Here is a 17,709-nt window from a genome sequence, read left to right as displayed (position 1 = left end):
TGTGAACCGCTAATGGCAAGCGTGCGCGAACTGCGCTCCCGAATTCGTTCCGTGAGCTCGATCAAGAAGATCACCAAAGCGCAAGAGCTGATCGCGACCTCGCGAATCAGCAAGGCGCAGGCCCGGGTCGCGGCGGCCAAGCCGTACGCGGAGGAGATCACCAAGGTGCTCGCCGAATTGGCAAGCGCCAGTGGGAATCTCACCCACCCGCTGCTCACCGAGCGGCCCAACGCGCGGCGTGCCGCGGTACTGGTGATCACCAGTGACCGCGGTATGTGCGGCGGCTACAACTCGAATGTGCTCAAGCGCACCGAGGAGCTGCTCACCACGCTGCGCTCCGAGGGCAAAGAGCCGGTGCTGTACGTGATGGGCTCGAAGGGCCTGACGTTCTACACCTTCCGTAAGCGTGAGGTCAACGGATCGTGGACCGGCTTCTCGCAGTCGCCGAACTATGTGGACGCGTCCTCGGCGTGCAACCACCTGGTTGAGGCGTTCATGGCGGGCGCCGACGGTGAGGTTGCCGCACCCAACGGTGAGGGCACCATGGCCGGTGTCGATGAACTGCACATCGTCTACACGCGTTTCGTGTCGATGCTGTCGCAGGTCCCCGAGGTCCGCCGCCTGGCTCCCATTCAGGTGAGCTATGTGGAGGAGAACTACGAGCTGGGCGATGACAGCTTCTCCGACTCCGAGTCGGCGGATGTGCACGCACAGTACGAGTTCGAGCCGGATGCGGATCGCCTGCTGGGCGCGCTGCTGCCGAAGTACATCAACACTCGCATTTACGCGTCGCTGCTCGATGCGGCGGCGTCGGAGTCGGCTGCGCGCCGCACCGCGATGAAGGCTGCTACCGATAACGCGACGGATCTGGTGAATTCCCTGACCCGCACCGCGAATTCGCTGCGTCAGGCCGGAATCACGCAGGAAATCACGGAAATCGTCGGTGGCGCCAACGCGCTGGCGTCGAGCTCGGACCGCGACTAGACACGCGGTATGGGCGCTGGGAACGGAGGCGGCAGCTCGCGTAACCACGTAGTGACCCGCCCATACCGCATTCAAACACGGAAGAGAACCAATGACCGCAGCTGTCACTAACGAAACCCGGGTTGGCGCCGGCACCGGCCGCGTCTCCCGCGTCATCGGCCCCGTCGTGGACGTCGAGTTCCCGCGCGGGTCCATCCCCGAGCTTTACAACGCGCTGAACGTGGATATCGCGCTCGCGTCGGTTGCGAAGACCCTGACCCTCGAGGTCGCACAGCACCTGGGCGACGGCATCGTGCGCACCATCTCCATGCAGCCGACCGACGGTCTGGTGCGTGGGGTCGAGGTGCGCGACACCGGCAAGCCGATCTCGGTTCCGGTCGGCGACGTCGTCAAGGGCCACGTCTTCAACGCGCTCGGCGACTGCCTGGACACCCCGGGCCTCGGCCGCGACGGCGAGCAGTGGGGCATCCACCGCCAGCCGCCCGCCTTCGACCAGCTCGAGGGTAAGACCGAGATCCTGGAGACCGGCGTCAAGGTCATCGACCTGCTGACCCCCTACGTCAAGGGCGGCAAGATCGGTCTGTTCGGTGGTGCCGGCGTCGGCAAGACCGTTCTGATCCAGGAGATGATCACCCGTATCGCTCGCGAGTTCTCCGGCACCTCGGTGTTCGCGGGCGTCGGTGAGCGTACCCGTGAGGGCACCGACCTCCACCTGGAAATGGAAGAGATGGGCGTCCTTCAGGACACCGCCCTCGTCTTCGGCCAGATGGACGAGCCGCCGGGCACGCGTATGCGCGTCGCCCTGTCGGCCCTGACCATGGCGGAGTACTTCCGCGATGTGCAGAACCAGGACGTGTTGCTCTTCATCGACAACATCTTCCGGTTCACCCAGGCCGGTTCCGAGGTCTCGACCCTGCTGGGTCGTATGCCCTCGGCCGTCGGTTACCAGCCGACCCTGGCGGACGAGATGGGTCAGCTCCAGGAGCGAATCACCTCGACCCGTGGCCGTTCGATCACCTCGATGCAGGCGATCTACGTCCCCGCCGACGACTACACCGACCCGGCGCCGGCGACCACCTTCGCCCACCTGGACGCGACGACCGAGCTTTCCCGCCCGATCTCGCAGAAGGGCATCTACCCTGCCGTCGACCCGCTGACCTCGACCTCTCGTATCCTCGAGGCTTCGATCGTCGGCGAGCGGCACTTCGCGGTGGCCAACGAGGTCAAGCGGATCCTGCAGAAGTACAAGGAACTGCAGGACATCATCGCCATCCTCGGTATGGACGAGCTCTCCGAAGGCGACAAGGTCCTCGTCGGCCGTGCCCGCCGTCTGGAGAAGTTCCTGGGTCAGAACTTCATCGTCGCCGAGAAGTTCACCGGCCAGGAAGGCTCGGTCGTTCCGCTGGAGCAGACCATCGACGACTTCGATCGCGTCTGCAAGGGCGAGTTCGATCACCTGCCCGAGCAGGCGTTCAACTCCTGCGGTGGCCTGGACGACGTCGAGGCGGCCGCGAAGAAGATCGCCGGGAAGTAGTCCACCATGGCGGATATGTCAGTTGATCTGGTCGCCGTTGAGCGACTGCTGTGGTCGGGCCGGGCGAAGTTCGTCTCGGCCCAGACCACGGAGGGCGAGATCGGCATCCTCGCCGGCCACGAACCGCTGCTCGGTCAGCTGGTCGAAGCCGGCACGGTGACCATCGTGTCCGACAGCGACGAGCGCATTGTCGCGGCCGTGCACGGCGGATTCTTCTCGGTCACCGGCACTTCGGTGCGAGTGCTCGCCGAATCCGCTGATTTCTCGGGCGATATCGACGAGGCGGCCGCCAAGGCCGTGCTCGCCGATGCGGACGCCAGCCCGGAGGCGCAGGCCAAGGCTCAGGGCCGACTGCGCGCCGTGGAGAAGGCCGCACAGGGCTAAAACGCGGAGTATTCACTCAGCAAAGAGCGGCGGCTCTGGGAAATATCCCAGGGCCGCCGCTCTTTTCGTTTACACTCAGCACGGCTCCGGAGTGTGATCTGACCCATTCCGCAATGCCTCGGCTATTTCAGCACTTTCAGCTTTACCTCAATGAGTTGGCGCAGCGCGGTCTCGCCCGGGTATGAGCGGGTGTGGCCTCGCCACGATGAGCGAGGGGTGAATGAGCGTTAGCAGATGGACCGTTACGGCAATGGCGGTCGCGGTAGGCATCGGATTCTTCTCACCGGGCGCGGCGAACGCGGACACCATCGTCCCGCTGCCCAACGGGCATATCGAGGGTCCGGGCGTCAAAATCACGAGTGTCGGTGAGCGCGCGGTCATTTCGCCGTCGCTGGCGTCCAATGGCGCGGGCCGTACGTCGTGGGTGAGCGGCAATGTGATCGCCGAGGTGGAGACGCCGGACGGCACGGTCGGGCCGAACAATGGTCCGCTGAACTATCCGGGCACCAATGATTCCGGAACTCACGGCTCCTCCAATTTGACGGTCGGATATGTGGTGGGCTGCCAGGTTTCGCTGGGTTCGCTCAGCGGCAACGCGTCCGTCACGATCAGTACCTCGCCCGCGGTGTCGGCGGGATTCAGTTTTCCGCTGTCGCCGGGACAGGTGAAGTGGATGGCGATCAACAACATCGAGTTGATCAAGAGCGGTTCGTATCAGATCCAGTACCAAGACGTTCCGATGGAAATTCAGGGTTGCGGCGGATACGCGCAGGCCCGCCAGTTCTCGGTGGTGGAGATCATCGGCGTGGACTACGCCAAGGTCACCCTCTACGGCCAGCCGTTCAGCATCGGCTGAGGATCGAACTTCGACGCGAAGGGATCGCATGTTCGGCTCTGATGTAAAACCCTGGGGCGGAAGGCTTTTCGGGATAGCGGCGGCGGTGATGATGGCGTGCGGTGTCAGTGCGCCGGGCACGGCGACCGCGGACACGTTCATTCCTTTGCCGGGTGGGGTGATCACCCGGGAACTGGCGGACGGCACCACCGTCACCATTCGCATCGACGGGGAATCGGCCAAGATCAACCCGTCCATGGGGTCGACGCCGGTGCACCGCAATGTGTGGACCACCGGACGCGGCAGCGTGGACCTGGCCGGACCGAGCGCATCGACGGCGACCATCAAGATCTCGCCCGGCTATGTGGTCGGCTGCCAGGTGGATATCGGCCCGTTCTCGGAGAGCTCCAACGCCAGTGAAGCGCCGTCCGGCGCCGGCGCGCAGCAATTGCTACAGGGTGCGTCCGAGGTGGTGGGCGGCGGTATCACGCTCTCGGCCGGGCAGGCGGTCGCGCGTTTGATGCTCGATCTGGAGCGGCCCGACGACTACGGCATGGAATCGCATAAGCGCTACAACAAGGTTCCCGGTCCGCATGCCAGCGTCAGCTGGGTGGACGAGACCTTCTCGGTGGATGGTTGCGGTGGCTACGCGCAGGCGCGCTCATTCATCCTCGCCGAGGTCGACACAACCACCTTCATCGGAAATCTGGCGCTCTGGGGCCAGCCGTTCAGCATCGGCTGAGGCCAGCGCTGAGCAGGGCATACGTCACATTCGGTGGATGGCCGAACCTCGTGTTCACACGGTCGCTACTATCGACCACACACGGGGTCCGGCCGATGGCCGGAATCGTGCTCGACAGGTGAAGGGACGGAGCAACATTGCGGACCGGGATGGTGGTTCTGATCATTCTGGTGCTGTTGCTTGTCGGTTTGGCCCTGGCCTCCACATATCGCCTGATCATGCTGCGTCGGGGCGGAACCGCAGCGCTGTTGCGGGTGCTCCCGGTACGCGGTCACGGTGCGGGCTGGCGGCACGGTCTGATCCGCTATGGCGAGGACACCCTCGTCTTCTACAAACTCTCCAGTCTCAAGCTGGGTCCGGATTGCACGATTCGCCGTCAGGGGATCGAGGTCGGCACCGGCCGCCGCAAACCCGAGGGCGACGAGTTCGACATCATGAACGACGAGGCCATCGTCGAAGTCACCGATGAGAACGGCAGCTACGAGCTTGCGCTCGATCGCGGCGCCCTCGCGGCCTTCCTGTCCTGGGTGGAATCCCGCCCGTCGGAGCGCATTCGGCGGCGCCGGTGAGGTTGCGCGCGTAACGACTGATCTCGTGCGCTCGGGGTAACGCTTTCCCGCCTCCTCGCCACTTTTGCCGGCGGGTAGGTGCAGCGCAATTGCCGTTGCGGGCCGCCGGTCGGCGGGTTGGCTGAGTTCCGGACGTCCCCGACGAGTTACCCCGATCCTTGCGAGATATGCAGTCACCTATCACCCCGGCGTTACTGTTGGCCCGTGAGTGTGCACCTGACGCGGATTTACACGCGGACCGGCGATGACGGAACGACCGGGCTCAGCGATTTCTCGCGGGTCTCCAAGACTGATGCCCGACTGGTCGCCTACGCCGACTGTGATGAGGCGAACGCCGCACTCGGTGTCGCGATCTCGCTCGGCAATCCCGATGAGCGCATCCTGAGTGTGTTGCGCGCCATCCAGAACGATCTCTTCGACGCGGGCGCGGATCTGTCGACCCCGGTGGTCGAGGACCCCAAGTATCCGCCGCTGCGCATCACCCAGCCGTATATCGACCGCCTCGAAAAGTGGTGCGATGACTTCAATGAGCCTCTGGCACCGTTGAATTCGTTCATTCTGCCCGGTGGCACACCGCTTGCGGCGTTGCTGCACACCGCGCGCACGGTGGCCCGACGCGCCGAGCGTTCGGCGTGGGCCGCGGTCGACGCGCACCCCGACGACACCAGCGTGCTCCCGGCGAAATACCTGAACCGCCTCTCCGACCTGCTGTTCATTCTGGGCCGGGTGGCCAACCCGGAAGGCGACATCCTCTGGCGGCCGGGCGGAGAGGCCACGAGCGCGGGACAGGAGCACTAGGCTGACCGTCGTGAGTGAACGGTTTCTGGTGACCGGGGGCAGCAGGCTCGTCGGTGAGGTCGCGGTGGGCGGCGCGAAGAACAGCGTCCTCAAGCTGATGGCCGCCGCGCTGCTGGCCGAGGGTACGACCACGATCACCAACTGCCCGGACATCCTCGATGTCCCGTTGATGGCTGAGGTGCTGCGCGGGCTCGGCTGTGATGTCACGGTCGACGGCGGGACGGTCACCATCGTGACCCCGCCGGAACCCAAGTACCACGCGGACTTTCCCGCGGTGACCCAGTTCCGCGCCTCGGTGTGCGTACTGGGTCCGCTGATGGCGCGCTGCAAGCGCGCGGTGGTCGCGCTGCCGGGTGGCGATGCCATCGGTTCGCGGCCCCTGGATATGCATCAGCAGGGGTTACGCCTCCTCGGCGCGACCAGCGAGATCGAGCACGGTTGCCTGGTGGCGCGCGCCGATCAGTTGCAGGGTGCGCGGATTCGGCTGGACTTCCCGTCCGTCGGCGCGACCGAGAACATCCTGATGGCGGCGGTGCTCGCCGAGGGGGAGACGGTCATCGACAATGCCGCGCGGGAACCGGAGATCGTCGATCTGTGCAACATGCTGGCGCGTATGGGTGCCCGCATCTCCGGTGCGGGCACCTCGGTATTGACGATCGAGGGCGTGGACGCGCTCTCGCCCACCACCCATCGTGTGATCGGTGATCGCATTGTCGCCGCCACCTGGGGTATCGCCGCCGCCATGACGCAGGGCGATGTGCGGGTGACGGGTATCAACCCCAAGCATCTGTCGCTGGTGCTGGACAAGCTGCGCTCCGCGGGTGCGCGAATCTCGTTCGAGCCGGACGGTTTCCGCGTCGTGCAGTCGGATCGTCCGCGCGCGGTGAACTTCTCGACGCTGCCGTTCCCGGGTTTCCCCACCGATCTGCAGCCGATGGCCATCGGCCTGGCCGCCATCGCGGACGGCACCTCGATGATCACCGAGAACATTTTCGAAGCGCGCTTCCGCTTCGTCGAAGAGATGATTCGCCTCGGTGCCGATGCGCGCACCGACGGACATCATGCTGTGGTGCGCGGGATTCCGCGTCTGTCGAGCGCGCCGGTGTGGTCGTCCGACATTCGCGCCGGCGCGGGTCTGGTGCTCGCGGGTCTGGTTGCCGACGGGGTGACCGAGGTGCACGATGTCTTCCACATCGACAGGGGCTACCCGGATTTCGTGGAGAACCTGCGCTCGCTCGGAGCCGAGATCGAGCGGGTCGGCACCGCCGAATGAACGGCCGGTGACGGACAGGGTTTGCGAAAACCCCTCCTGAACAGCCGATTTGACATGCGAATGACCAACACGTAACTTTATTCGAGTCAGAGCGACACGGACACCAACCCGGACCGAGAGGTCAGGGAAACGAGGTTGGACGGCGAGCGCCTGACTGATCACATTGGCTCTCCTGATCAGCGGATTTGGTTTCGCTGCGACGGTGGGGCTAAGCTTTGAAAGCAGCCACTGAGACCGACCGGGACAAAGAGCCCGTAAAGTTCTGTGTGCGTGTGTTCTTTGAGAACTCAATAGTGTGTCGATGAATGTCAGTGCCAATAATTTATTGGTTCCGATGCTTCCCACCCCCGTGAGATGTGTCGGACATTTAGTCAGCAAATACTTTTGCTGGCGTTTGATTTTGCCAAGGTTTTCGGACTCTGGTTAATTCTTCCAATTAGCTCTTCGGAGCGAGTTGAGAGTCTTCAACGGAGAGTTTGATCCTGGCTCAGGACGAACGCTGGCGGCGTGCTTAACACATGCAAGTCGAGCGGTAAGGCCCTTCGGGGTACACGAGCGGCGAACGGGTGAGTAACACGTGGGTGATCTGCCTCGCACTCTGGGATAAGCCTGGGAAACTGGGTCTAATACCGGATACGACCAGGGAATGCATGTTCTTTGGTGGAAAGGTTTACTGGTGCGAGATGGGCCCGCGGCCTATCAGCTTGTTGGTGGGGTAACGGCCTACCAAGGCGACGACGGGTAGCCGACCTGAGAGGGTGACCGGCCACACTGGGACTGAGACACGGCCCAGACTCCTACGGGAGGCAGCAGTGGGGAATATTGCACAATGGGCGAAAGCCTGATGCAGCGACGCCGCGTGGGGGATGACGGCCTTCGGGTTGTAAACCCCTTTCGACAGGGACGAAGCGCAAGTGACGGTACCTGTAGAAGAAGCACCGGCCAACTACGTGCCAGCAGCCGCGGTAATACGTAGGGTGCGAGCGTTGTCCGGAATTACTGGGCGTAAAGAGCTTGTAGGCGGTTCGTCGCGTCGATTGTGAAAACTTGGGGCTCAACTCCAAGCTTGCAGTCGATACGGGCGAACTAGAGTACTTCAGGGGAGACTGGAATTCCTGGTGTAGCGGTGAAATGCGCAGATATCAGGAGGAACACCGGTGGCGAAGGCGGGTCTCTGGGAAGTAACTGACGCTGAGAAGCGAAAGCGTGGGTAGCGAACAGGATTAGATACCCTGGTAGTCCACGCCGTAAACGGTGGGTACTAGGTGTGGGTTTCCTTCCACGGGATCCGTGCCGTAGCTAACGCATTAAGTACCCCGCCTGGGGAGTACGGCCGCAAGGCTAAAACTCAAAGGAATTGACGGGGGCCCGCACAAGCGGCGGAGCATGTGGATTAATTCGATGCAACGCGAAGAACCTTACCTGGGTTTGACATACACCGGAAAGCTGTAGAGATATGGCCCCCCTTGTGGTCGGTGTACAGGTGGTGCATGGCTGTCGTCAGCTCGTGTCGTGAGATGTTGGGTTAAGTCCCGCAACGAGCGCAACCCTTATCTTATGTTGCCAGCGCGTAATGGCGGGGACTCGTGAGAGACTGCCGGGGTCAACTCGGAGGAAGGTGGGGACGACGTCAAGTCATCATGCCCCTTATGTCCAGGGCTTCACACATGCTACAATGGCCGGTACAGAGGGCTGCGATACCGTGAGGTGGAGCGAATCCCTTAAAGCCGGTCTCAGTTCGGATCGGGGTCTGCAACTCGACCCCGTGAAGTTGGAGTCGCTAGTAATCGCAGATCAGCAACGCTGCGGTGAATACGTTCCCGGGCCTTGTACACACCGCCCGTCACGTCATGAAAGTCGGTAACACCCGAAGCCGCTGGCCTAACCCCTTGTGGGAGGGAGGCGTCGAAGGTGGGATTGGCGATTGGGACGAAGTCGTAACAAGGTAGCCGTACCGGAAGGTGCGGCTGGATCACCTCCTTTCTAAGGAGCACATCTCCACGACTCTTCACATAGGTGAATGACGTTGTGGCAGAGACCGTTTAGTCCTCACATGTAGGACTGCGGACGCTCATGGGTGGAACACTGACAATCTCATCGCACTCGATCAAACCTCAGCGGTTGATCGCGGTGATATACCGACACACTATTGGGTCCTGAAAGAACAGACGTTCTTTCCAGGCAAGATAACGACGAAATCTGGTCCGCCACATACCGCAGAGGTTCTCTGGCTGGTGTCGCATTCGAGATCGGGTTTCGTGTGTTGTTTGAGAACTGCACAGTGGACGCGAGCATCTTTGTTAGTAAGTGTGTAAGAGCGTACGGTGGATGCCTTGGCACCAGGAGCCGATGAAGGACGTAGTAGGCTGCGATAAGCCTCGGGGAGCTGTCAAACGAGCTGAGATCCGAGGATTTCCGAATGGGGAAACCCAGCACGAGTGATGTCGTGTTACCCGCACCTGAATATATAGGGTGTGTGGAGGGAACGTGGGGAAGTGAAACATCTCAGTACCCACAGGAAGAGAAAACAACAGTGATTCCGTGAGTAGTGGCGAGCGAAAGCGGAAGAGGCTAAACCGTGTGGATGTGATAGCCGGCAGGCGTTGTCCATGCGGGGTTGTGGGATTGTTCTTCCCGATTCTGCCGAATCGGGCGAGAGTCAGAAACCGTTGTGTTAGTCGAAGTGGCCTGGGAGGCCCGTCGTAGAGGGTGAGAATCCCGTAGACGAAAACTCAACGGCTCTCGTGAGCAACTCCCGAGTAGCAGCGGGCCCGTGAAATCTGCTGTGAATCTGTCGGGACCACCCGATAAGCCTGAATACTACCTGGTGACCGATAGCGGACTAGTACCGTGAGGGAAAGGTGAAAAGTACCCCGGGAGGGGAGTGAAATAGTACCTGAAACCGTGCGCTTACAATCCGTCAGAGCCTTCGCAACTTGTTGTGTGGGGTGATGGCGTGCCTTTTGAAGAATGAGCCTGCGAGTCATCGGTGTGTGGCGAGGTTAACCCGTGTGGGGTAGCCGTAGCGAAAGCGAGTCCGAATAGGGCGAGTTAGTCGCACACTATGGACCCGAAGCGGAGTGATCTACCCATGGCCAGGGTGAAGCGACGGTAAGACGTCGTGGAGGCCCGAACCCACTTAGGTTGAAAACTGAGGGGATGAGCTGTGGGTAGGGGTGAAAGGCCAATCAAACTCCGTGATAGCTGGTTCTCCCCGAAATGCATTTAGGTGCAGCGTCACGTGTTTCACACCGGAGGTAGAGCTACTGGATGGCCTAGGGGGCCCACAAGCTTACCGAAGTCAGCCAAACTCCGAATGCCGGTGTGTGAGAGCGTGGCAGTGAGACTGCGGGGGATAAGCTTCGTAGTCGAGAGGGAAACAGCCCAGATCGCCGGCTAAGGCCCCTAAGCGTGTACTAAGTGGAAAAGGATGTGGGGTCGCGAAGACAACCAGGAGGTTGGCTTAGAAGCAGCCACCCTTGAAAGAGTGCGTAATAGCTCACTGGTCAAGTGATCCTGCGCCGACAATGTAGCGGGGCTCAAGTACACCGCCGAAGCCGCGGCATTCACACATTATCCCGCCTTCGGGCCAGGAGTGTGGATGGGTAGGGGAGCGTCCTGTGGCCAGGGAAGCGGCGGAGTGATCCAGCCGTGGAGGCCATGGGAGTGAGAATGCAGGCATGAGTAGCGAAAGACGAGTGAGAAACTCGTCCGCCGAATGACCAAGGGTTCCTGGGCCAGGTTAATCCGCCCAGGGTGAGTCGGGACCTAAGGCGAGGCCGACAGGCGTAGTCGATGGACAACGGGTTGATATTCCCGTACCCGTGTATCCGCGCCAAATATCGAATCATCTGTGCTAAATGTCCAAAAGCGGTCTTATCCACCTTCGGGTGGAGGGAACGTGGCTGCACATGACCCCGGGTGTAGTAGGTAAGCGATGGGGTGACGCAGGAAGGTAGCTGGGCCCGGTAATGGTTGTCCGGGTGTAAGCCTGTAGGGCGAGACATAGGCAAATCCGTGTCTCATATGGCCTGAGAGGTGATGCGTAGCCGATTGAGGCGAATTCAGTGATCCTATGCTGCCGAGAAAAGCCTCTAGTGAGTTGGTACACGGCCCGTACCCCAAACCGACACAGGTGGTCAGGTAGAGAATACTAAGGCGATCGAGATAACTGTGGTTAAGGAACTCGGCAAAATACCTCCGTAACTTCGGGAGAAGGAGGGCCTTGTCTGGTGACGGCACGTGCTGCCCGAGCTGGGTGAGGTCGCAGAGACCAGTGAGAAGCGACTGTTTACTAAAAACACAGGTCCGTGCGAAGTCGTAAGACGATGTATACGGACTGACGCCTGCCCGGTGCCGGAAGGTTAAGAGGACCGGTTAGCCCGCAAGGGCGAAGCTGAGAATTTAAGCCCCGGTAAACGGCGGTGGTAACTATAACCATCCTAAGGTAGCGAAATTCCTTGTCGGGTAAGTTCCGACCTGCACGAATGGCGTAACGACTTCTCAGCTGTCTCAACCACAGACTCGGCGAAATTGCATTACGAGTAAAGATGCTCGTTACGCGCGGCAGGACGAAAAGACCCCGGGACCTTCACTATAGCTTGGTATTGGTGTTCGGTACGGTTTGTGTAGGATAGGTGGGAGACTGTGAAATCAGCACGCCAGTGTTGGTGGAGTCGTCGTTGAAATACCACTCTGATCGTATTGGACCTCTAACCTCGGACCCTGATCGGGTTCAGGGACAGTGCCTGGTGGGTAGTTTAACTGGGGCGGTTGCCTCCCAAAATGTAACGGAGGCGCCCAAAGGTTCCCTCAGCCTGGTTGGCAATCAGGTGTCGAGTGCAAGTGCACAAGGGAGCTTGACTGTGAGACCGACAGGTCGAGCAGGGACGAAAGTCGGGACTAGTGATCCGGCACCGGCAAGTGGAAGCGGTGTCGCTCAACGGATAAAAGGTACCCCGGGGATAACAGGCTGATCTTCCCCAAGAGTCCATATCGACGGGATGGTTTGGCACCTCGATGTCGGCTCGTCGCATCCTGGGGCTGGAGTAGGTCCCAAGGGTTGGGCTGTTCGCCCATTAAAGCGGCACGCGAGCTGGGTTTAGAACGTCGTGAGACAGTTCGGTCTCTATCCGCCGCGCGCGTCAGAAACTTGAGGAAGGCTGTCCCTAGTACGAGAGGACCGGGACGGACGAACCTCTGGTGTGCCAGTTGTCCTGCCAAGGGCACGGCTGGTTTGCTACGTTCGGAAGGGATAACCGCTGAAAGCATCTAAGCGGGAAGCCTGTTCCAAGATGAGGTTTCTCACCACCTCGAGTGGTTAAGGCCCCCAACAGACCATTGGGTTGATAGGCCGGAACTGGAAGCCCGGTAACGGGTGCAGGTGACCGGTACTAATAGGCCGAGGACTTACCAACAAAGAAGCTACGCGTCCACTGTGCGGTATCTGAAACAACACACAGATACTCAGAAGACTTGCCCTGTAAGGGGTTAAGGCTCTCTGTGTACAGTTTCATAGAGTTACGGCGGCTATAGCGGTGGGGAAACGCCCGGTCCCATTCCGAACCCGGAAGCTAAGGCCACCTGCGCCGATGGTACTGCACTCGACAGGGTGTGGGAGAGTAGGACACCGCCGGAACATCATTCGAGAAGACCCCCAGCTTGCGCTGGGGGTCTTTTTCGTTTTCTGAGACTTTCGCCGTTTAACAGCATGTTCTCGAGGAACTCGTAGGCTGTACGGAGCGGTGCCGTGGATCATGGAAGTAGGCATCGACGGACAGGAGAGCATTGTGGCGATCGTTGAGCAGACCGCGGCCACTCGTACCGGGTGGCGTCGCCTGTTCCTGCCGGTCACCTATGGGTATGCGGCCCTGCTGATTTCGGTGACGGTGCTGCTGTCCATCCTCTCCGAGGCCACCCAGACCCGGGTGATCCTGCATGCCAGTACGAATCTGAGCAATCTGCTGCGCGGTCACTTCGCCACGCTGTTCTCCAGCGCCTTCGTCATCGATGATCTGCAGAGCGCCGCGGTGATCATTCCGCTGCTGGCCTGTCTGCTCGCGCTCGCGGAGTTGAGGTTCGGCGCGCTGCGCCTGCTGCGCATTTTCATCGTCGGCCATATCGGCGCGACCGTACTGGTGGCGCTCGGCCTGTGGGTGGCGGTGTCGGCGAATTGGCTGCCGCAGGAGGTCACCAAGGTCTCCGATGTCGGCGTCAGTTATGGCGCAATGGCTTTGATCGGCGCGTTCATCGCATTGGTTCCGTCCCGCTGGAAGCCCACCTGGGCGATTACCTGGCTGGCGGTCGCGGTGGCCGGTGTGGCGATGGGGCGCACGTTCACCAATGTCGGTCACCTGCTGGCGTTTTCGATCGGTCTGCTGGCCGGTTATCGGGTGCTGCGCCGCGGTCGTGCCGAGTTGCCGAGGTTGAATACCTGGGAGGGCGGTCTGCTGGCCGCGGCCTCAGCGCTCGGCTACATCATGCTGGTCGGTTAATCCGCGAATTCGGCCGTCCCCTAGAGTGCTTGGGTGCGCCTTGTGATTGCTCGTTGCCAGGTCGATTACGTCGGTCGTCTGACTGCCCACCTCCCGATGGCCCGTCGCCTGCTCATGATGAAGGCGGATGGTTCGGTATTGGTGCACTCCGACGGCGGTTCCTACAAACCGTTGAACTGGATGAGCCCGCCCTGCTGGCTGGAGGATCGGGAGCCGGAATCCGAGACGGCGCAACAGCTTTGGGTGGTCACCAATAAGGCCGGTGAGGAATTGCGGATCACCGTCGAGGAGATCGAGCACGATTCCAAGCATGAGCTGGGTATCGATCCGGGTCTGGTGAAGGACGGTGTCGAGGCGCATCTGCAGGAGTTGCTGGCCGAGCACATCGAAACCCTCGGCGCCGGTTATTCACTCATCCGCCGCGAGTACATGACCGCGATCGGCCCGGTGGATATCCTCTGTCGCGATGCCGATGGCTCGACTGTGGCGGTGGAGATCAAGCGCCGCGGCGAGATCGACGGTGTGGAGCAGTTGACCCGATACCTCGAGCTGCTGAACCGTGACCCCCTGTTGGCTCCGGTCGCGGGCGTCTTCGCCGCCCAGCAGATCAAGCCTCAGGCCAAGGTGCTCGCCAACGACCGTGGAATCCGCTGCCTGACACTGGACTACAACGCGCTACGCGGCACCGACAGCGACGAATTCCGGCTGTTCTAGGGTTGGGTCATGCCCCGCCGGAAACCTCGCCCCAAGGGCTCTCAGGCGCGGTCCCAGTCGGATCAGCGCCCGCTCGGTGACGTCTTCGGCCGCACCGAGGACGGCCCCGGCGGCGACGAGACCTATATGGTCCGCACCATCCCGGGCACCCGGGCCACCAAGTACTACCGCTGCCCCGGCTGCGACCACGAAATCCCCCCCGGCGTAGCCCATATCGTCGCCTGGCCTGCCTACGGCGGCGAGCAGGACCGTCGCCACTGGCACACCGGCTGCTGGAAAGGCCGTCACACCCGCGGCATTACGCGCCGCTGGTCATAGGAACACCTCGTAGGGACATCCCGGCATCCCGGCGCGTTTTTGGCCGGGATCCACTAACGGGGGTGGATCCCGGCCAAAAGAATGCCGGGATGACGGGGCTGATCCAGACGGGGCTGAGCAATAGGGAAGGCCGCTCCCGGATCGGGAGCGGCCTTCAGGTGTGCGGGTGTCGCCCGGGTGGGTGCTAGCCGGAGATGTCGGCGTTCTCGCGCTCTTCGTCGACGGCGTCGTCTTCACGGGTGTCGATGGCCTTGCGGTTGCTCTTGTTGAGCGAGCGCTGTTCGGGGGCACCGTCGAGGAGTTCGCTTTCGCGGTTGACGGCGGCGAGCATGGCCGGCACCGAGTCGAGTTGGCCGCGGATGCCGAGCAGCTGGGCCAGGACGCGGCCGCGCAGGACACGCATTTCCTCGGCGAGTTCCTTGGCGTGCGCGATCTTCCGATCGGCGGTGTTGGTCGCCGAGGAGATGAGGCGGTTGGCCTCGTCCGTGGCGTCCTTGATGCGCTGGGCGGCCTCGGCGCGCGAGGTGGCCTCCAGCTCTTCCATGGCGCGGGTGAGCTTGGTGCGGCGCTCGGCCATGGTGACCTCGAAGTCCTGCTGCGCGGCCTTGCGCTTGGCCTCGGACTCCTTGGTGAGGCGATCGGCTTCGGCGTTGGCGGCCTCGACGATCTTGTTGGCTTCGGAGCGGGCGTTGGCGAGGGTCTGCTCGAACTCGATCTCGAGCGCCTCGCGCTTCTCCTTGGTTTCAGAGAGGAGCGATTCGTACTTACCGCGCATCTCGGTCGCCTGCTGTTCGGCGATCGAGATCATTTCGGCGGCCTCGGCCTGGGCCTGCGCGCGGACCTCGGAGGCCTCGTCGGAGGCCAGGCGCAGCATGCGAGAGATGCGGTCCGACATGCCTTCCGCGGTGGTCGGCGGCACGGAGAGGCGGTCGACCTCCTTACGGAGCTCGTCGATCTCGTCGCGGGCGTCCTCCAGCTGGGCCGCCAGGTTGCGCGCCTGGGCTGCGGCGGCATCGCGGTCGGTCGCGGTGACCCTTAGCTCGGCATCGAAACGGTCGAAGTAGTTACGCACCTCGTCACGGTCATAGCCCTTCCGCACGACGGTAAAGGGCAGTGCAACGAAGCGATTACGATCGGGCTCAGTGGACGACATGGCACACAAACTACAGCCTGGTGACCACTGATGGTGACCCGACCGCGAATGTTGTTACAGCCTCTTTAGGGTCGCTGATCTCGGTACTAGTGGGTAGTTTTCGCCGCCGGTTCGACGAGTTCGACCAGCACACCGCCAGCATCCTTCGGGTGGATGAAGTTGATGCGCGAACTCGCTGTACCGGCGCGGGGGGCGTCGTACAGCAAACGCAAGCCCCGTGAACGCAGAAATGTGGAGACAGCCTCGATATCGGTGACTCGGTATGCGAGCTGCTGCAGGCCAGGCCCGTTTCGGTCGATGAACTTGGCGATGGTGGAGGTCTCGTTCAGGGGGGCCAGCAACTGCAGGGCAACGGTGCCGGCCGGGGCGCCCGCATAGGACAGCATGGCTTCGTGCACGGCCTGCGCCTCATTGATCTCGCGATGTGCCTCCACCATCCCGAGATTGTCCCGGTACCAAGCGACCGCCGTATCGAGATCGGGGACAGCGATGCCGACATGGTCGATGGCGGTGATGTATTCGGCGGGGATGAATTCGGTGTTCTCGGTGTTGCTCACGCCTCGACGGTAGCGCGCACCTGGGGAAGGCCGTCGAGGTCGGTCGGGTTACCCTCGGGTAGGGCTCCGATGGTTGGCGGGGCCACGACATCCGACGTAAGCGAGGCACATCGTGACCACCACCGTCATCGTTTCCGGCGCGCGCACCCCGATGGGGAAGCTGCTCGGTTCGCTGAAGGATTTCAGCGGCTCCGATCTCGGCGGTATCGCCATCAAGGCGGCGCTGGAGAAGGGTGGAGTCGCCCCGGACCAGGTCGATTACGTGATCATGGGACAGGTGCTCACCGCGGGCGCGGGCCAGATCCCGGCGCGGCAGGCCGCGGTGGCCGCGGGCATTCCGATGGATGTTCCGGCGCTCACCGTCAACAAGGTGTGCCTGTCCGGCATCAACGCTATCGCCTTGGCGGATCAGCTGATTCGCGCCGGCGAGTACGAGATCGTGGTGGCCGGCGGCCAGGAATCCATGACCCGGGCCCCGCATATGCTGGAGAAGAGCCGCGAGGGCTTCAAGTACGGCGATGTCACCCTGCGTGACCATATGGCCTACGACGGTCTGCACGACGTCTTCACCGATCAGGCGATGGGCCTGCTCACCGAGCAGCAGAACGATGTCGAGCCGATCACCCGCGAACAGCAGGACGCCTTCGCGGCCGCTTCGCATCAGCGCGCGGCCGCCGCGTGGAAGAACGGCCTCTTCGACGATGAGGTTGTGCCCGTTGCCATTCCGCAGCGCAAGGGCGATCCGATCCAGTTCGGCACCGATGAGGGCATTCGCGCCGACACCACCGTGGAGTCGCTGAGCAAGCTGCGCCCCGCCTTCCGCAAGGACGGCACCATCACCGCCGGTTCCGCCTCGCCCATCTCCGATGGCGCGGCTGCCGTAGTGGTCATGAGCAAGGAAAAGGCGCAGTCCCTCGGTCTTTCGTGGATCGCCGAGATCGGCGCGGCCGGTGTGGTCGCCGGTCCGGACTCCACCCTGCAGGATCAGCCTGCCAACGCCATTGCCAAAGCCTGTGCCCGCGAAGGTATTTCGCCCGCGGATCTGGACCTGGTCGAGATCAACGAAGCGTTCGCCGCGGTCGGCATCGCCTCCACCCGCAAGCTGGGCATCGATCCGGAGAAGGTGAATGTCAATGGCGGCGCGATCGCCATCGGCCACCCGCTCGGCATGTCCGGCGCCCGCATCGTGCTGCACCTGGCGCTGGAGCTGAAGCGCCGTGGCGGCGGTGTCGGCGCGGCCGCGCTCTGCGGTGGCGGCGGCCAGGGTGACGCCCTGATCATCCGCGTGGCGTAATGATCGAATTCGGCCGGGATCCGCAACTGCCGGATCTCGGCCGGAACAATGCCGGGGCTG

General features: G+C 62.3%; 14 protein-coding genes and 3 rRNA genes. 15 read left to right on the top strand and 2 right to left on the bottom strand.

The annotated features are described in order from the left end of the window. Positions 1-12: 12 nt before the first annotated feature. The 14 genes from OHB26_RS05130 to OHB26_RS05065 all read left to right on the top strand — a co-directional run bounded on the left by OHB26_RS05130 (position 13) and on the right by OHB26_RS05065 (position 14,645). A complete protein-coding gene (locus OHB26_RS05130; protein ID WP_330183083.1) occupies positions 13-984 on the top strand; it encodes a F0F1 ATP synthase subunit gamma in 972 nt (323 codons plus the stop codon). 91 nt (positions 985-1,075) lie between these two features. Continuing rightward, positions 1,076-2,518, top strand: coding sequence for a F0F1 ATP synthase subunit beta (gene atpD, locus OHB26_RS05125; protein WP_067562330.1), 1,443 nt, complete (start codon positions 1,076-1,078; stop codon positions 2,516-2,518). 6 nt (positions 2,519-2,524) lie between these two features. Next, positions 2,525-2,902: a F0F1 ATP synthase subunit epsilon gene (locus OHB26_RS05120; RefSeq protein ID WP_330183082.1), complete on the top strand. Its 378-nt coding sequence runs from the start codon at positions 2,525-2,527 to the stop codon at positions 2,900-2,902. 250 nt (positions 2,903-3,152) lie between these two features. Beyond that, on the top strand, positions 3,153-3,758 hold the full coding sequence (locus OHB26_RS05115; RefSeq protein ID WP_330183081.1) for an MspA family porin: 606 nt from the start codon (positions 3,153-3,155) through the stop codon (positions 3,756-3,758). A gap of 28 nt (positions 3,759-3,786) precedes the next feature. Then, entirely contained in the window at positions 3,787-4,479 is a 693-nt protein-coding gene (locus tag OHB26_RS05110) for an MspA family porin (RefSeq protein ID WP_330183080.1), read from the top strand. Positions 4,480-4,628: 149 nt separating this feature from the next. Beyond that, entirely contained in the window at positions 4,629-5,048 is a 420-nt protein-coding gene (locus tag OHB26_RS05105) for a DUF2550 domain-containing protein (protein ID WP_330183079.1), read from the top strand. 204 nt (positions 5,049-5,252) lie between these two features. After that, entirely contained in the window at positions 5,253-5,846 is a 594-nt protein-coding gene (locus OHB26_RS05100; protein ID WP_330183078.1) for a cob(I)yrinic acid a,c-diamide adenosyltransferase, read from the top strand. Positions 5,847-5,856: 10 nt separating this feature from the next. After that, positions 5,857-7,119, top strand: coding sequence for a UDP-N-acetylglucosamine 1-carboxyvinyltransferase (murA, locus tag OHB26_RS05095; RefSeq protein WP_330183077.1), 1,263 nt, complete (start codon positions 5,857-5,859; stop codon positions 7,117-7,119). A gap of 464 nt (positions 7,120-7,583) precedes the next feature. Beyond that, positions 7,584-9,102, top strand: a 16S ribosomal RNA gene (locus OHB26_RS05090). Between the two features lie 318 nt (positions 9,103-9,420). Continuing rightward, positions 9,421-12,536 (top strand): 23S ribosomal RNA (locus OHB26_RS05085). A gap of 104 nt (positions 12,537-12,640) precedes the next feature. Continuing rightward, positions 12,641-12,757 (top strand): 5S ribosomal RNA (gene rrf, locus OHB26_RS05080). Together the 16S, 23S and 5S rRNA genes form the textbook arrangement of a ribosomal RNA operon. 118 nt (positions 12,758-12,875) lie before the next feature. Next, positions 12,876-13,613, top strand: a complete 738-nt coding sequence (locus OHB26_RS05075; protein ID WP_330183076.1) for a rhomboid family intramembrane serine protease — start codon at positions 12,876-12,878, stop codon at positions 13,611-13,613. A 33-nt stretch (positions 13,614-13,646) separates the two neighbouring features. Beyond that, positions 13,647-14,327, top strand: coding sequence for an endonuclease NucS (nucS, locus tag OHB26_RS05070; protein WP_330183075.1), 681 nt, complete (start codon positions 13,647-13,649; stop codon positions 14,325-14,327). A gap of 9 nt (positions 14,328-14,336) precedes the next feature. Then, the gene (locus OHB26_RS05065; RefSeq protein WP_330183074.1) at positions 14,337-14,645 is read left to right on the top strand and encodes an ATP/GTP-binding protein; all 309 of its coding nucleotides are present in this window, start codon (positions 14,337-14,339) and stop codon (positions 14,643-14,645) included. Positions 14,646-14,829: 184 nt separating this feature from the next. Here OHB26_RS05065 and OHB26_RS05060 read toward each other — a convergent pair whose 3' ends face one another. Both OHB26_RS05060 and mce read right to left on the bottom strand, forming a co-directional pair. Beyond that, positions 14,830-15,798, bottom strand: a complete 969-nt coding sequence (locus tag OHB26_RS05060) for a hypothetical protein (protein WP_067574197.1) — start codon at positions 15,796-15,798, stop codon at positions 14,830-14,832. An 86-nt stretch (positions 15,799-15,884) separates the two neighbouring features. Continuing rightward, complete coding sequence (mce, locus tag OHB26_RS05055) at positions 15,885-16,355, bottom strand: methylmalonyl-CoA epimerase (RefSeq protein ID WP_330183073.1); 471 nt, start codon at positions 16,353-16,355, stop codon at positions 15,885-15,887. 112 nt (positions 16,356-16,467) lie between these two features. Here mce and OHB26_RS05050 point away from each other — a divergent pair, with 112 nt between their 5' ends. Then, the gene (locus tag OHB26_RS05050) at positions 16,468-17,649 is read left to right on the top strand and encodes an acetyl-CoA C-acetyltransferase (protein ID WP_330183072.1); all 1,182 of its coding nucleotides are present in this window, start codon (positions 16,468-16,470) and stop codon (positions 17,647-17,649) included. Positions 17,650-17,709 lie beyond the last annotated feature (60 nt).

This window comes from Nocardia sp. NBC_01503, from assembly GCF_036327755.1.
Classification (GTDB): domain Bacteria; phylum Actinomycetota; class Actinomycetes; order Mycobacteriales; family Mycobacteriaceae; genus Nocardia.
The sequence above is the reverse complement of the archived record's forward strand: the minus strand, read 5'-3'. Positions and strand labels throughout refer to the sequence as shown.

What these genes read in the sequence shown, in the direction of transcription:
- OHB26_RS05130 (WP_330183083.1), top strand. Translation starts at nt 13, where the DNA reads ATGGCAAGCGTGCGCGAACTGCGCTCCCGAATTCGTTCCGTGAGCTCG.
- atpD (WP_067562330.1), top strand. Translation starts at nt 1,076, where the DNA reads ATGACCGCAGCTGTCACTAACGAAACCCGGGTTGGCGCCGGCACCGGC.
- OHB26_RS05120 (WP_330183082.1), top strand. Translation starts at nt 2,525, where the DNA reads ATGGCGGATATGTCAGTTGATCTGGTCGCCGTTGAGCGACTGCTGTGG.
- OHB26_RS05115 (WP_330183081.1), top strand. Translation starts at nt 3,153, where the DNA reads ATGGCGGTCGCGGTAGGCATCGGATTCTTCTCACCGGGCGCGGCGAAC.
- OHB26_RS05110 (WP_330183080.1), top strand. Translation starts at nt 3,787, where the DNA reads ATGTTCGGCTCTGATGTAAAACCCTGGGGCGGAAGGCTTTTCGGGATA.
- OHB26_RS05105 (WP_330183079.1), top strand. Translation starts at nt 4,629, where the DNA reads ATGGTGGTTCTGATCATTCTGGTGCTGTTGCTTGTCGGTTTGGCCCTG.
- OHB26_RS05075 (WP_330183076.1), top strand. Translation starts at nt 12,876, where the DNA reads ATGGAAGTAGGCATCGACGGACAGGAGAGCATTGTGGCGATCGTTGAG.
- OHB26_RS05065 (WP_330183074.1), top strand. Translation starts at nt 14,337, where the DNA reads ATGCCCCGCCGGAAACCTCGCCCCAAGGGCTCTCAGGCGCGGTCCCAG.
- OHB26_RS05060 (WP_067574197.1), bottom strand. Translation starts at nt 15,798, where the DNA reads ATGTCGTCCACTGAGCCCGATCGTAATCGCTTCGTTGCACTGCCCTTT.